The organism is Azospirillum sp. TSO35-2 (assembly GCF_003116095.1).
GTDB lineage: Bacteria > Pseudomonadota > Alphaproteobacteria > Azospirillales > Azospirillaceae > Azospirillum.
Genome location: NZ_LGRA01000021.1, coordinates 2,398,116 through 2,413,155, shown reverse-complemented (window position 1 = coordinate 2,413,155; position 15,040 = coordinate 2,398,116). Strand labels below are relative to the sequence as shown.

Annotated in this window: 10 protein-coding genes and 1 rRNA gene (1 of these 11 running past the window's edge); 10 read left to right on the top strand and 1 reads right to left on the bottom strand. The window is 67.2% G+C overall.

Annotated elements, in window-relative coordinates:
• Positions 1–116 precede the first annotated feature (116 nt).
• The 10 genes from TSO352_RS27050 to TSO352_RS27005 all read left to right on the top strand — a co-directional run bounded on the left by TSO352_RS27050 (position 117) and on the right by TSO352_RS27005 (position 12,834).
• Positions 117–1,442: an O-antigen ligase family protein gene (locus TSO352_RS27050; RefSeq protein ID WP_109110174.1), complete on the top strand. Its 1,326-nt coding sequence runs from the start codon at positions 117–119 to the stop codon at positions 1,440–1,442.
• Between the two features lie 122 nt (positions 1,443–1,564).
• Positions 1,565–2,476, top strand: a complete 912-nt coding sequence (locus tag TSO352_RS27045; RefSeq protein WP_282183906.1) for a glycosyltransferase family 2 protein — start codon at positions 1,565–1,567, stop codon at positions 2,474–2,476.
• Positions 2,477–2,497: 21 nt separating this feature from the next.
• Complete coding sequence (locus TSO352_RS27040) at positions 2,498–3,697, top strand: glycosyltransferase family 4 protein (RefSeq protein WP_109110172.1); 1,200 nt, start codon at positions 2,498–2,500, stop codon at positions 3,695–3,697.
• Between the two features lie 359 nt (positions 3,698–4,056).
• Positions 4,057–5,262, top strand: a complete 1,206-nt coding sequence (locus TSO352_RS27035; RefSeq protein ID WP_247872454.1) for a glycosyltransferase family 4 protein — start codon at positions 4,057–4,059, stop codon at positions 5,260–5,262.
• Between the two features lie 59 nt (positions 5,263–5,321).
• Positions 5,322–6,251 (top strand): polysaccharide deacetylase family protein, encoded by a 930-nt coding sequence (locus tag TSO352_RS27030; RefSeq protein ID WP_109110897.1) that lies wholly within the window; start codon positions 5,322–5,324, stop codon positions 6,249–6,251.
• A gap of 271 nt (positions 6,252–6,522) precedes the next feature.
• Positions 6,523–6,816, top strand: coding sequence for an acyl carrier protein (locus tag TSO352_RS27025; RefSeq protein WP_109110171.1), 294 nt, complete (start codon positions 6,523–6,525; stop codon positions 6,814–6,816).
• 82 nt (positions 6,817–6,898) lie between these two features.
• Positions 6,899–8,569 (top strand): AMP-binding protein, encoded by a 1,671-nt coding sequence (locus TSO352_RS27020; protein WP_247872533.1) that lies wholly within the window; start codon positions 6,899–6,901, stop codon positions 8,567–8,569.
• 58 nt (positions 8,570–8,627) lie between these two features.
• The gene (gene asnB, locus TSO352_RS27015) at positions 8,628–10,667 is read left to right on the top strand and encodes an asparagine synthase (glutamine-hydrolyzing) (protein WP_109110170.1); all 2,040 of its coding nucleotides are present in this window, start codon (positions 8,628–8,630) and stop codon (positions 10,665–10,667) included.
• A gap of 59 nt (positions 10,668–10,726) precedes the next feature.
• Positions 10,727–11,731, top strand: a complete 1,005-nt coding sequence (gene nadE / locus TSO352_RS27010) for an NAD(+) synthase (protein ID WP_109110169.1) — start codon at positions 10,727–10,729, stop codon at positions 11,729–11,731.
• The gene (locus tag TSO352_RS27005; RefSeq protein ID WP_109110168.1) at positions 11,728–12,834 is read left to right on the top strand and encodes a GNAT family N-acetyltransferase; all 1,107 of its coding nucleotides are present in this window, start codon (positions 11,728–11,730) and stop codon (positions 12,832–12,834) included. The genes nadE and TSO352_RS27005 overlap by 4 nt, the downstream gene beginning before the upstream one ends.
• A 160-nt stretch (positions 12,835–12,994) precedes the next feature.
• On the opposite strand, the gene TSO352_RS27000 is transcribed toward TSO352_RS27005, so the two are convergent.
• A 23S ribosomal RNA gene (locus TSO352_RS27000) occupies positions 12,995–15,040 on the bottom strand; it runs 699 nt beyond the window's last position.

Sequence of the window (15,040 nt, the reverse complement as noted above, 5' to 3'; positions counted from 1 at the left end):
CCGCCCGGCTACGCGAAGGGGGGAGGGGGTCGCATCTTCAGTGCTGCACAGCGAAACGCGGAACGGCAGAGGCCCCCGAAGTGATGCGGAGGGGGAACGCCGAAAAAGGAAAGCCTATGAGAATCCTGGACTTTCTTGAGAAAAGCATCGCCGTCGTCTGCATCATGGCGTTCGGCGGCTCGGTGCTTCCGCTGATGCTCACCGGCGGCGACCCGCTGGCCGGCGACCTGGAATCCTCCGGCGTGACGATGCTGTACGGCGGCATCTACCTGCTGCTGCTGATGGTCATCGCGCTGAGACCGGCGCTCGCCTTCCAGATCCCGTTCGCCAGCCCGGCGCTGACGATGCTGATGGCCTTCGCCTTTCTGACCGCGCTGTGGTCGCTGTTTCCCGACGTGACCCTGCGGCGGTCGATCGCCTTCCTGTTCACCACGGTCTTCGGCATCTGGCTCGGCCTGCGCTTCCGGTTTCCGGAGATCATGCGGCTGCTGGTGACCGGCCTGTCGATCCTGATGATCATCTCCTTCGTCATGATCGCGGCCATGCCGGCCATCGGCCTGGACAGCACCCAGCATGTCGGCGCCTGGAAGGGCGTGTTCTTCCAGAAGAACGTCACCGGCCGCATGATGGTCTGGCTGGTGCTGTGCCTGGTCTGGCTCGACTGGCAGAAGGAATCCAGCCGCTGGATGACCCGTCCGCTGCTGGGGCTGGCGATGCTGCTGATCGTCATGAGCCGGTCCGGCACCGGGCTCGTCACCTCGATCCTGGTGTCGGTGGCGCTGCTGTCCACCACCTTCCTGCGCGGCAGCATCCGCAGCTTCGCGCCGACCATCGCGCTGCTGGCGGCGCTGCTGGTCATCATGGTCACCGCCGGCGCCTTCTTCTGGTACGACGTGCTGTACGCGCTGGGCCGCGACCCGACGCTGACCGGCCGCACCGTGCTGTGGGACCACATCCTGCAATCGGTGTGGGACCGCCCGCTGCTCGGCTACGGCTACGCCGCCTACTGGTTCGGCATCAACGGGCCCGGCGCCAGCTTCACCAAGGACTGGGGCATCACCTCGGCCCACAGCGGCTGGCTGGAGCTGACCCTCGACCTTGGGCTGGTGGGTGTGGTGCTGGTGCTGGTGGTGCTGGGGCGGATGCTGTTCCAGGGCTTCTTCGCCGCCCGCTACGGCAACAGCCGGGCGGAGGCCGCCTGGGCCTTCGCCGTCGGCTGCGCCCTGCTGGCGGTGTCGGTGTCCGAAAGCGTGTTCGCCGAACGCCATTCCCTGAACTGGGTGATCGCGACCATCGCCGTCGTCCGCCTGGTCCAGCTCAGCCGCTGGCAGCGCATGGTCAACGCCCGCGCCGCGGAGCAGGCCCGCCTGCAACGCCACGTCCCATCAGGGGCGCCCGCCGGCATCGGACCGGCCTATGCCGGCCACGGCCGATCCCTCTGATGTCCTCCGAATTTGCTTCGACCGAAGGCAGACCCATGAGCCCGATGAACGAGCCGGCAAGCAACAACAACAGCTTGGGGGCCAGCGCCCCGAAACCGAACGTCCCTGGCACCAATCAGCACGTGACCGTCGTCATTCCGACCCGCAACCGGCCCGATCTGGTGATGCGGGCGGTGCGCAGCGCGCTCGACCAGACCTACCGCGATCTGGACGTGGTGGTGGTGATCGACGGCCCCGATCCGGCAACCGCGACCCATCTGGCCAGCCTCGACGACCCGCGGCTGACCGTGATGGAGCTGGAGACCAACCACGGTGCCGCCGAAGCGCGCAACATCGGCGTGCGCGACGCCCGCGGCGACTGGGTCGCCTTCCTGGACGACGACGACCACTGGATGCCGGAAAAGGTGGCGCTGCAGATGGCCGCCCGCCCGGCTGGCGTCCGCTTCCCGATCATGAGCTGCCGGTGCCAGGTGGTGACGGCGCGCGGCACCTTCGCCTGGCCGCGACGGCTGGCGACCCGGCAGGACGCCATCGGCGACTACCTGTTCGTCCGGCGCGGGCTGTTCAAGGGCGAGACCTTCGCGCCCACCACCACGCTGCTGGCGCCGAAGGCGCTGCTGCTGCGCAACCCCATCCCGGAATCGCGCTTCGACGACTGGGAATGGCTGATCACCTGCGGCCGCGTCGACGGCACCGCCCTGATTCACATCCCCGACGTGATGGCGGTCCATTACACCGAGAACAACCGCGTCACCCTGTCGACCTGCCACAACATCAACCACGCGCTGGAATGGGCGGAAGCGATGCGCGACCACCTGTCGCCGCGCGCCTACGCCAGCCTGCTGCTGCAGGCGACCGGCGGCGAGCAGGCGGCACGGACGGCCGGCACGCGCTGGCGGATCCTGAATTCCGCCTTACGCGACGGCCAGCCGACGCCGATGGCGCTTGCCACCTTCACGATGCATTCGCTGATGCCGGTCGGCCTGCGCCGCCGGCTGCGCCAAGCCCTTTTTTCCGCATCCGACGCGGCCTGAGCCGAAAGGATCCCGACGCTTATGGACAGCACCGAACAGAGCCGGACCACCGCCAGCCGCCGGGCCGCGCCCAAGGGTGTGATCGTCTTCGCTACACCCGGCGCCCTGGATGGCGGCGGCGGAATCGGCCGCATGACGGGCTATGTGGTCGACCAGTTCGACAAATCGGGCGCGCCCCAATCGATCATCCTGGACACCCGTGGCACCGGCAGCGTCCTGCTGTCGCCGTTCTACATGGCCTTGACGCTGACCCGGATGACATGGCTGCTCGCCCGTCGGCGCGCGTCGGTCGTCCACATCAACGTGTCCGAGCGGGCCAGTTTCCTGCGCAAGGGGGCGATCCAGGCCGTCGCCGGGATGATGTCCTGCCCGACGGTGGTGCATCTGCACGGCGCCTCCTTCGTCGAATATTTCGAGGGCAGCGCCTTTGCCCGCCGCGTCAGCCGCTGGCTGTTCAACCGCTGCGGCCGGGTCGTCGTGCTGGGCGACAACTGGCGTGACTATCTGGTGCAATCGGTCCAGACCGACCCGCACAAGATCCGCGTGCTCTACAACGCGGTTCCCGACGTCGGCGCCGACCTGGGCGTGCGCCCGCCGCCCGCCGCCGGCGCCGCGCTGTCGCTGCTGGTGCTGGCGAACCTGTCGGAGCGCAAGGGCATCGGCACGCTGCTGCACGCCTGCCGCGCGCTGAAACAGCGTGGCCAGCTCTTCCACGTCACCATCGGCGGCGGCGGCGACGTCGACGGCTACCGCGCGCTCGCCGCCGAGCTGGGGGTGGCGGAGGAATGCCGCTTCCTCGGCTGGATCGGTCGGGAGGAGGCCCACGCGCACATCCGGTCGCACGACATGCTGCTGCTGCCCTCCACCCATGAAGGGCTGCCGATGGTCATCCTGGAGGCGCTGTCGGCGCAGCTGCCGGTCATCACCACGCCGGTGGGCTCGATCCCCGAGGTGCTGACCGACGGCGAGACGGCGCGCATCATCCCGGTGAACGACGCCACCGCGCTGGCCGACGCCATCACCGAGGTCGCCGGCAACCCGGAGCTGTACCAGCGGTTGGCGGAAAACGGGCGGCGGCTGTTCCTGAAGCAGTTCGGCATCGATGCCTACGCCAAGTCGCTGCTGGCCATCTATCAGGAACTCGACCAGACCGGCACGGAGTTGACGGGGGAACTGAATTCCTTGGCGGAGCAGGCGGCCGCCGCCACGAAGCGCCGGTAGGGCGCCACCGGAGCCCGGCAGAAACCCTATGACCGAAATGGAGAAACACATGCACAGGTTGGGTAACCATCCCGGCAAGTCCACCCGTTCGGTCGCTCCACAGCGTAAGGCTGCAGCATGGCGTAGACTGGCGGGGCCGCAACGCCCGGCCAGCCGACGCCGGGTCGTCATCGTCAAAGCCGCAGCCGACCGGCGGCTCCGCAACGCGCATCCCGGTCCGACCCGGCAAGGGCATCGGCGCGGGATGACAGCAGGCCGATAACAACAAGCCCGTCGAAACCGTCGAAGGACGGCCGTCACAAGGCAAACGCCAGGGCGGAGCACAGGAACGGCGGGCCGGGAAAGGATCAGGAGCGGATATGATTTACATCGTCTCCCCCGGCGGCACCCAGGAGAAGGGCGGAATGGGGCGGGTCGTCGACAACTTCACCACCGACCTGCGGCAGAACTGCCCGGACGTGCGGTTCGAGGTGGTCGACAGCTATGGGCCCGGCAAGTTCCGTCAGATGCCCGGCTACTTCGCCCGGGCGGTCGTCCATCTCACCGGCTGCTTCGCCGCCGGAAAGGCCAGCCTCGTCCACATCCACATGGCGGAATACGGCAGCGTCCTGCGCAAGGGCATCCTGATCACCCTGGCCCGCGCCTTCGGCGTGCCGGTGGTCCTGCACCTGCACGGCGGCCGTTTTCCCAAGCACTTCAAGGACTCTGGACCGGTCACGCGCTGGGCGATCCGCCGCATGATGGCGATGACCAGCGAGATCGTCGTGCTGGGCGAGTTCTGGCGGGACTGGGTGGCCGAGGCCTTCGGGCCGGAGGCGCGCCGCCGCACGACGCTGCTGCACAACGCGGTGCCCGGCCCGGCGGCCGCGCCGGTGCGCGACGACGCCCAGGACGGCTTCGACGGCCCGATCCGCCTGCTGTTCCTCGGCCGGCTGATCAAGCTGAAGGGCATCGACGTCCTGCTCAACGCGCTCGCCTCACCGGCCTGCCGCGACCGGCGCTGGGAGGTCACCATCGCCGGCGACGGCGATCTGGACACCTACCGCGGCCTCGCCGCCGAGCTGGGCATCGCCGACCGCGTGCGCTTCACCGGCTGGCTCGACCAGGGGGGATGCCGGCGCGAGCTGGCCCACGCCCATGTGCTGGTCCAGCCGTCGATGTTCGAAGGGTTGCCGATGTCGGTGCTGGAGGCGATGGCGGAGGGGCTGACCATCGTCGCCACCCCGGTCGGCAGCGTCCCCGACGCCATCGCCGACGGCGAAACCGGGCTGCTGGTGCCGCCGGGCGACGTCGCCGCCCTGTCCGACGCGCTGGTCCGGGTGATCGACGACCGCAACCTGCGCCGGAACCTGGGCGCCGGCGCGCGGGCGCGCTGGGAACGCCAGTTCGACGTCGCGGTGTTCCGCGAGCGGCTGCTCGACATCTACCGCCGCAACGCCCGCGGCATCGTGGCCGCGATGCCCGCCGTACCGGTCGGATCGACGACCGCCGTTCCCGCCTCGGGACCGATGGGCTCCGGGCCGATGGGAACGGCGCACGGCAGCGCCGAACGGACCACCGGATGAAGCCGCACCGGGGCCGCCCGCCCGGCGGTCCCGGCTTCGACGAGAAGGAGGGGAGCACCATGAAACAGGCCATCGCCGGACTGGTGCGCTGGACGGGATTCGGTGCGATGCAGCGTTTCCTGAAGGCGCGACGGGGCGTGACCATCGTCGTCTACCACGACCCGTCCCCGGAGACTCTGCGCGAGCATCTGCGCTGGTACGCCCGGCGCTACAGCTTCACCACGCTCGACGCGGTGGCCACCGCGATGGAGACCGGCCGCTGGGAGGATCTGCCGCCCTACCCGCTGGTCGTCACCTTCGACGACGGTCATCGGAACAACACCGCGCTCGCCCCATTGTTCCGCGAGTTCGAGCTGCGTCCGACGATCTATCTTTGCAGCCAGGTCGTCGGCACCGCCCGCCCCTATTGGTGGAAGACCGACGCCGCCGGCGCGATCGGCGTGGAGCGGCTGAAGCAGGTCCCCGATCCCGAACGCCGCCGCCTGCTGGCGGAGGCGGGGAACGATCCCGACCGCGATGGCGCCGACCGTCAGGCGATGACCTGGGACGAGATCGCGCGGATGACCGACGTCGCCGATTACGGCGCCCACACCCGCACCCACCCGATCCTGCTGCAATGCGACGACCGCCGCTGCGCCGAGGAGATCGGGCTGTGCCGGATCGAGCTGGAGGAGGCGCTGGGCCAGCCCTGCCGCCACTTCGCCTTTCCGAACGGCGATTTCAGCGAGCGCGAGGTCGAGCAGATCCGCCACGCCGGCTATCGCACCGCCCGCACCATCGATCCCGGTTGGAACGACGCCGACGGCGATCCGCTGCGGCTGAAGGCGTTCCCGGTATCGGACGACGTGTCGGTCGACTGGCTCAGCGTGCAGTTGACCGGCATTCCGGCCTGGCTGCGCAAGCGCAAGGCGGCCGCGACCGGGCCCGGAGAGGCCGACGCGGCGCAATGGTCGGGCGCCATGGCAAAACCGAAATCGGCGGGCGTATGACCGCCCGGATGTGGTCGATGCCGAAGGTCAAGTTCTGGATGTCAAGCCCTATCACCCGAGAACAGAGTGGCTAACCACAGACTTCAATCCACTCCTATCCTTTGAACACTCGCAAAGCCGCTCAAGTATCACAATAAAATTGCAAGCAGCACGCGGATGCGAAAACAGAGGCCCGAACAGCCAGGGGACAAGGTGGGATCACTCCCCGAACGTCCTTCCAAGCCATCCGGAACCCCGTTTCCGACCGAACCCACGAGGAGTTTTCAGAGACATGCGGACCGCCACCCTGACCGACACGACCCTGACCGCTCCCGCCCTGCCGGAAATCCGCGCGTTCATCGTGGAAAACTTCCTGCTCGGCAAAGATTCCGGCTTCGACAACGGTGAATCCCTGCTGGAGTCCGGGGTCATCGACAGCACCGGCATCATGCACGTCGTCGCCTTCCTGGAGGAGCGCTTCGGCATCACCGTCGAGGATGACGACATGGTCGCCGACAACCTGGAGTCGGTGGACCGCATCGCCGCCTTCGTCGACCGCAAGCAGGGACTGCGCAACGCCGCCTGACCGGCCATCCCGGCCACCCCGGGAAGGTTCCGACCAGGCACAGGCAGGGCGATCGCACGACGAGCGCAGGACGGTGACCACCATGATCCAATTGGGCATGATCCATCTCGTTCACCAGTTCCTTACCGAAACCGCCCGCCGCGATCCCGCGCGCACCGCGCTGATCGCGGGGGACGCGCGCCGCTCCTTCGCCGATCTCGACCGTGAGAGCGACGCGGTCGCCTGCGCCCTGCAATCGGCCGGCATCGGCCGCGGCGACCGGGTCGCGGTGATGTTGGAAAACTCCATCGAATACGTCGCCGGCCTGTTCGCCACCCTGAAGGCCGGCGGCGTCTTCGTGCCCGTGAACCCCTCGACCAAGGCCGACAAGCTGGCCTATCTGCTGGCCGACGCCGGCGTCCGGCTGCTGATCGCTCCGGCGGCCCTCGCCCGGCAGATCCTGCCGGCGCTGGACACGCTGGAAACGCCGCCCGCCCTGCTGTGGGTCGGCTCCTCGCTGCCCGCCGGGACGACGCCGGCTCCTGCGGGAATGCTCTACGCCGACGCGCTGGCGGCTCCCCGCCGCCGGCCCGCCGACCCCCGGCTGATCGACCAGGATCTGGCGGCGATCATGTACACGTCCGGCACCACCGGGCGGCCCAAGGGCGTGATGCTGACCCACGCCAACTACATCACCACGACCTGGGCGATCTCGAGCTATCTGCGCAACACACCGGACGACGTGGTGATGTGCGTCCTGCCGCTGACCTTTGGGTACGGCCTGTCGCAGATCCTGACCGGCGCCCGCGTCGGCTTCACCGTGGTGCTGGAGCGGTCCTTCGCCTTCCCGGTGGAGACGCTGAAGCGCATGGTCCTGCACCGCGTCACCGGCCTTCCCGGCGTGCCGACCGTCTTCTCCACCCTGCTGGGACTGGACGCGACGAAGACCGCCGACCTGTCGTCGCTGCGCTACCTGACCAACGCCGCCGCCCCACTGCCGGCCGCCCATCTCCGCCGGCTGCGCGAGCGCTTCCCGCAGGCCGAATTCCATTCGATGTACGGCATGACCGAGTGCTGCACCCGCATCTGCACGCTCGACCCCGCCGACCTCGACGCCAAGCCGGCCTCGGTCGGCCGCGCCATTCCCAACTGCGAAGCCTTCGTCGCCGACGAGGACGGCCACCGTCTTCCCGCCGGTCAGGTCGGCGAGCTGGTGGTGCGCGGCGCCAACGTGATGCGCGGCTACTGGAACCGCCCGGATGAGACCGCCCGCCGCCTGCGGCGCGGTCCGCAAGGCGAGACCCTGCTGTTCACCGGCGACCTGTTCACCGAGGACACCGAAGGGCACCTCCACTTCGTCAGCCGCAAGGACGACATCTTCAAGTGCCGCGGCGAAAAGGTCAGCCCACGGGAAGTCGAGAACGCGCTCTATGAGTTGGACGGGGTGCTGGATGCCTGCATCATCGGCGTTCCCGACGATGCCGACGGCCTCGCGGTCAAAGCGTTCATCGTCCCGCGCGACGGGGCGACCCTGTCCGAAGCCGTCATCCGCCAGCACTGCCGCGGCCGGCTGGAAAGCCATCTGGTGCCGAAATTCATCGAGATCCGCGACAGCCTGCCGAAGACGGAGTCCGGCAAGATCAGGCGCAAGGAGCTGATGGAAGGCGCCGACACCGGCCCCCTCCCCATTCCTCCCCCGCCTGCGGCGGGAGAGGGGGCAGGAGCCTTGCGCGGGTACGGCCGTTCCCTCTCCCGCAAAGCGGGGGAGGGTTAGGGAGGGGACAAAACCCCTTCCCTCACAGAACACCCACCCCAGGACAGAGAGCACGCTCATGTGTGGTGTCGCCGGAGTTCTTGCAGGACCGCGCGCCGAACCGGCCGATCTGGACGAGCTGAAGCGGATGATCGCCATGCTCGGCCACCGCGGCCCGGACGGCTATGGCTTCTACCGTGACGGCCGGATCGGGCTGGCCCACGCCCGCCTGTCCATCGTCGGTCTGGCCGGCGGCTTCCAGCCGATTCACAACGAGGACCGCAGCCTCTGGATCAGCTTCAACGGCGAGATCTTCAACCATGTCGAACTGCGCCGCGACCTGGAAGCGCGCGGCCACCGCTTCTACACCCAGACCGACACCGAGGTGATCGTCCACGCCTTCGAGGAATACGGCCCCGCCACCTGGGCCAAGCTGAACGGCCAGTTCGCCATCGCCCTGTGGGACACCAGGCGGCGCGAGCTGTGGCTGGTCCGCGACCGGCTGGGCATCCTGCCGCTGTTCTACGCCCGCCGCGGCGACCATCTGGTCTTCGCGTCGGAGGCCAAGGCCCTGTTCGGCGGTGGCCGCGTCACCCCGGCCTTCGACCCCGCCCGCCTCGCCCAGGTCTTCACCCATTGGAGCACCGCGCCGCACGGCAGCGTCTTCGATCGCGTGGAGAGCGTGCCGGCGGCCACCGCCATCCGCATCGACTCCGCGCTGGCCCTGCACACCGACCGTTACTGGCAGCCGGACTTCACCGCCGACCCTGCGCTCGCCACCCTCTCGCTCGACGAGGCGGCTGACCGGTTGGAGGAAAAGCTGACCGACGCCATCCGCCTGCGGCTGCGCGCCGACGTGCCGGTCGGCGTCTACATCAGCGGCGGGCTGGACAGCTCGGTGATCGCGGCGCTGGCCCGCAAGCTCGACACCACCCGCATGCACAGCTTCGGCGTCCGCTTCACCGACGCCGGTTTCGACGAGACGCCGCAGCAGCGGCTGGTCGCCGGCCATGTCGGCACCGAGCATCACGACATCCTGTGCGGAGCGGAGGACATCCAGGCCGCGCTGCCCGACGTCGTCCGCCATGGCGAGGCGCCGCTGGTCCGCACCGCGCCGGCCCCGCTGTTCCTGCTGTCCCGCCTGGTGCGCGACCGCGGCATCCGCGTCGTGCTGTCCGGCGAGGGTGCCGACGAGTGGCTGGCCGGCTACGACCTGTTCAAGGAGGACAAGGTCCGCCGTTTCTGGGCGCGCCAGCCCGACAGCAAGGCGCGGCCGAAGCTGCTCAGCCGCATCCACCCCTTCGCCGCCACCGCCGGTCCGAAGGACAGCCCGCTGTGGCAGGCCTTCTTCAAGCGCGGGATGATGGACACCGCCGAAACCTTCTACGCCCACCGCACCCGCTGGCGGAACACCGGCTGGTCGCAGCGGCTGCTGTCCGCCGACGTGCAAGCCACGGCCGACGACGCCGCCTTCGAGGCGCATGTCGCGGCCCATCTGCCGGACGGCTGGTCGCGCTGGTCGCCGCTCGCCCGCAGCCAGTGGGCGGAGATCGCCACCTTCATGACCCCCTATCTGCTGGCCAGCCAGGGCGACCGCGTCGCCATGGCCAACAGCATCGAGGTCCGCTACCCCTTCCTCGACCCCGAGGTGGACGATTTCTGCGCCGCTTTGCCGGACCGGATGAAGATGCTGGGGTTGCGCGACAAGCTGGTGCTGCGCCGGCTGGCCTCCCGTCACCTGCCGGCCGAGATCGGTCAGCGGCCGAAGCGGCCCTACCGCGCGCCGATGACCAGCGCCCTGTTCGGCGCCAACGCCCCCGACTATGTGCGGGAACTGTTGTCGGAGGAGGCGCTGGCCCGCTACGGCCTGACCGATCCGGCCGCGGTGACGGCGCTGGCCGACAAGGCCCACCGCCAGGACGGCCGGATGGGCGGCGAGCGCGAGGAGATGGCGCTGGTCGGCGTGCTGACGCTGCAGATGCTGGCCCATTCGGTTTTCGACGAGCTTCCCCAGCGCGTTCGCCAGCAGCGCGACGCCCTGGACCGCGCCGACATCCATGTGCTGGAGGACCGGGGCCCGGACCACCGGCTCGACACCGTTCAATCCACCGCGGCCTGACCGCCGCGAGCTGTCTTTCCACGACGATGCATCAACCCTCTATTGGGAACCGCCACGCCATGCTGAACGCCCTCGCTTCGTTCGACTCCAAGGCCCTCGATTTGGATTGCGCGGCTGCGGCGCGCGAGATCGAAGACGCCATCCAACGCATCGTCGCCCATGATCTGCGCCGCCAGGGCGTCGTGCTCGGCGTGTCCGGCGGCATCGACAGCTCGGTCTGCGCCACGCTGGCCGTCCGTGCCCTGGGACCGGAGCGCGTGCTCTGCATCCTGATGCCGGAGAAGGAGAATTCGCCGAAGAGCACCCGCCTCGGCACCCTGCTGTGCGAGCATCTCGGCGTCACCCCGCTGATGGAGACCATCACCGGCCCGCTGGAGGCGCTCGGCTGCTACGAGCGGCGCGACAGCGCCATCCGCCGGCTGTTCCCGGAATTCGGTCCGGGCTGGAAGCAGAAGATCGGTCTGGCCGGCAACCTGCTGGACGCCGACCGCGTCAACTACTTCACCCTGACCGTCGAATCGCCCGACGGCGAGCGCCAGACCAGCCGCATGCCGGTCGACGTCTATCTCGACGTCGTCGCCGCCACCAACCTGAAGCAGCGCATCCGCAAGACGGTCGAATACACCCACGCCGACCGCCTGAACTACGCGGTGCTCGGCACGCCGAACCGGCTGGAATACGAGTTGGGCTTCTTCGTGCGCGGCGGCGACGGTCTGGCCGACCTGAAGCCGATCGCCCATCTCTACAAGTCGCAGGTCTACCAGATGGCGGCTTATCTTGGGCTGCCGGCGGAGATCCAGGCGCAGTCGCCCAGTACCGACACCTACACCCTGCCGCAGTCGCAGGAGGAGTTCTACTACGCCCTGCCCTACGACAAGCTGGACCTCGCGCTCTGCGCCTACGGCCGCGGCGCGTCGGAGGAAGAGGCTGCGGCGGCGCTGAACCTGACCCAGGCGCAGGTCCACCGCGTCTACAAGGACATCACCGCCAAGCGCCGCACCTCGGCCCGCATCCTGCGCAGCGCAGCCCTGGTGCGGCCGGTGTCCGTCGGGGATGAGGCATGAGCGTCATCGACTGGAAGCAACGCGGGGTCGCCCGGTACGAGCCGGACGACCGCTCCGCCCTTGAAACATTCCAGCGGGCCCACTTCGGCGCCGACGCCATCCAACTGGCGCCCGACCATTTCCACTGGCTGTTCGAGGAGCCGCCGGAGCGCGAACACGAGGGCGTGCAGCTCTGGCTGTGCAAACGCAACGGTGCCGTCGTCGGCCAGCAGGGCGGCATCCCCTTCGCCCTGAAGGTGGGCGAACGCAACCGCCGGGCCTCCTGGGCGATCGACCTGATGGTGGCGCCGGAATGGCGTCTGCGCGGCGTCGGTCCGGCGTTGTCGGAGACCCACTCCAGCGCCAGCGACCTCGCCGTGTCGCTGTCGATGACCGAAGCCGCCTACAAATCCTACAAGCGGGCGGGTTGGCTCGACCTCGGCAACGTTCCGACCTATCTGCGGGTGATCGATCCGCTGCGCTGCCTGCGGGTCAGCCCCTATGGCGGCGGGCTCGCCAAGCTGGTGGCCAAAGTCGGCAAGCCGGCACTGACCTCGGCCTCGCTCGGCTACGGGCTGTCGGCCCGGCTGCTCGGCGCCAAGCTGGTGGAGATCGGCAGCTTCGATTACCGGGTCGACGATCTGTGGGAGGCGGCATCGCCGCAGCATCCGGTGATCGCCCGGCGCGACTGGGCCTTCCTGAACTGGCGGTTCGACGCCATGCCGCAGGCCGACCGGCACCGGCGCTTCTACGTCATGCGGGGCGAGACGGTGCTGGCCTATGTCGTGCTGCGGGTCGACCACTGGAAGGGCGAGCCGGTTGGCGTCGTCTGCGACTATCTTGCCCGGCCGGGCTGGCTGATGGCCGCCTTTTCGCTGATGGTCGAGTTGGGACGGCGCGAGGGGATGGCGGCGCTGATGTGCCGGACGATCAACGCCCAGGCGGCGCGACCGCTGTCGATGATGGGTTTCCTCTGCCTGAAGAACGGCCTGCGCACGCCGACGCGAATGATGGTACGGCCGGCGCTGGACCAGCAGGAGCTGGCCGGGCCAACCGGCGACCCGAAGAACTGGTTCGTCACCACGGCCGACAGCGACATGGGCTTCAAGAGTCTGGGCGAGTAAAGACGCCTTTGTCACCAAACGCGAAAGGCCGCCATTCCCGAGGGAAGGCGGCCTTTTTCGCGATCCTTGCGCAGGATCGTCATAAGGTCGAGTTGTCAGTGACGGGATGTATCTTCAAGTCGTCCATGGAGCGGCTTACCGCTGTGCATGGCGCTCGGCAGAGATCAAGCCGATCGAGCGATTAGTAAGGCTTAGCTTCAGGCGTTGCCGCCGGTCCACATGCCTCCTATCGACGTGATGGTCTGTCACGGCTCTCAAGGGAGCTCTGGTTTAGAGGTGGGTTTCCCGCTTAGATGCTTTCAGCGGTTATCCCGTCCATACTTAGCTACCCGGCCATGCCACTGGCGTGACAACCGGTGCACCAGAGGTATGTCCATCCCGGTCCTCTCGTACTAGGGACAGATCCTCGCAAAACTCCTACACCCACGGCAGATAGGGACCGAACTGTCTCACGACGTTCTAAACCCAGCTCACGTACCACTTTAATCGGCGAACAGCCGAACCCTTGGGACCTGCTCCAGCCCCAGGATGTGATGAGCCGACATCGAGGTGCCAAACGACTCCGTCGATATGGACTCTTGGGAGTCATCAGCCTGTTATCCCCGGCGTACCTTTTATCCGTTGAGCGATGGCCCGTCCACGTGGAGCCACCGGATCACTATGGCCGACTTTCGTCTCTGCTCGACTTGTCAGTCTTGCAGTCAGGCGGGCTTATGCCATTGCACTCGTCGAGCGATTTCCGACCGCTCTGAGCCCACCATCGCGCGCCTCCGTTACACTTTGGGAGGCGACCGCCCCAGTCAAACTACCCGCCATGCAGGGTCCCGGACCCGGGTAACGGGCCGCGGTTAGATGCCAGAGATCTCAAGGGTGGTATTTCAAGGTTGGCTCCACACGAGCTGGCGCCCATGCTTCCAAGCCTCCCACCTATCCTACACATGAGATCCCTAGCACCACTGCAAAGCTGTAGTAAAGGTGCACGGGGTCTTTCCGTCTGACCGCGGGAACTCCGCATCTTCACGGAGAGTTCAATTTCGCTGAGTTGGTGTTGGAGACAGCGGGGAAGTCGTTACGCCATTCGTGCAGGTCGGAACTTACCCGACAAGGAATTTCGCTACCTTAGGACCGTTATAGTTACGGCCGCCGTTTACCGGGGCTTCAATTCAGAGCTTGCACCCCTCCTCTTAACCTTCCGGCACCGGGCAGGCGTCAGACCCTATACGTCGCCTTGTGTGGCTTCGCAGAGCCCTGTGTTTTTAGTAAACAGTCGCTACCCCCTGGTCTGTGCCCCCCGCCCTGGCTTGCGCCAGAACGGGGCCCTCTTCTTCCGAAGTTACGAGGGCAATTTGCCGAGTTCCTTCAACACCATTCTCTCAAGCGCCTGGGTATACTCTACCTGTCCACCTGTGTCGGTTTGGGGTACGGTCTGATGCGGGGGCTATTTCCTGGAACAGGTCCACAGCACGATCAATCCGATAAGATCGTACACGCTTTCCCATCCGTCACTCACCCGCTGGCCCACGAATATTAACGTGGTTCCCATCGACTACGCCTTTCGGCCTCGCCTTAGGGGCCGGCTCACCCTGCGTGGATTAACCTTGCGCAGGAACCCTTGGACTTTCGGCGAGAGTGTTTCTCACACTCTTTGTCGCTACTCATGTCAGCATTCTCACTTCCGATACCTCCAGGCGACCTCGCGGCCACCCTTCGCAGGCTTACGGAACGCTCCGCTACCGCGTGATCAGAGATCACACCCGCAGCTTCGGTACACGGCTTGAGCCCCGATACATTTTCGGCGCAGGCCGGCTTAACTAGACCAGTGAGCTATTACGCTTTCTTTAAAGGATGGCTGCTTCTAAGCCAACCTCCTGGTTGTCATGGCCTTCCCACATCCTTTCCCACTTAGCCGTGATTTGGGGACCTTAGCTGGCGGTCTGGGCTGTTTCCCTCTCGACGATGGACCTTAGCACCCACCGTCTGTCTGCCGCGCTCTGCTTCCGGGTATTCGGAGTTTGGTTAGGTTTGGTAAGGCTCGCGCCCCCCTAGCCCATCCAGTGCTCTACCCCCCGGAGCAATACGCGACGCGCTACCTAAATAGCTTTCGCGGAGAACCAGCTATTTCCTGATTTGATTGGCCTTTCACCCCTAGCCACAGGTCATCTCCGACTTTTTCAACAGGCGTGAGTTCGGTCCTCCAGTGCGTGTT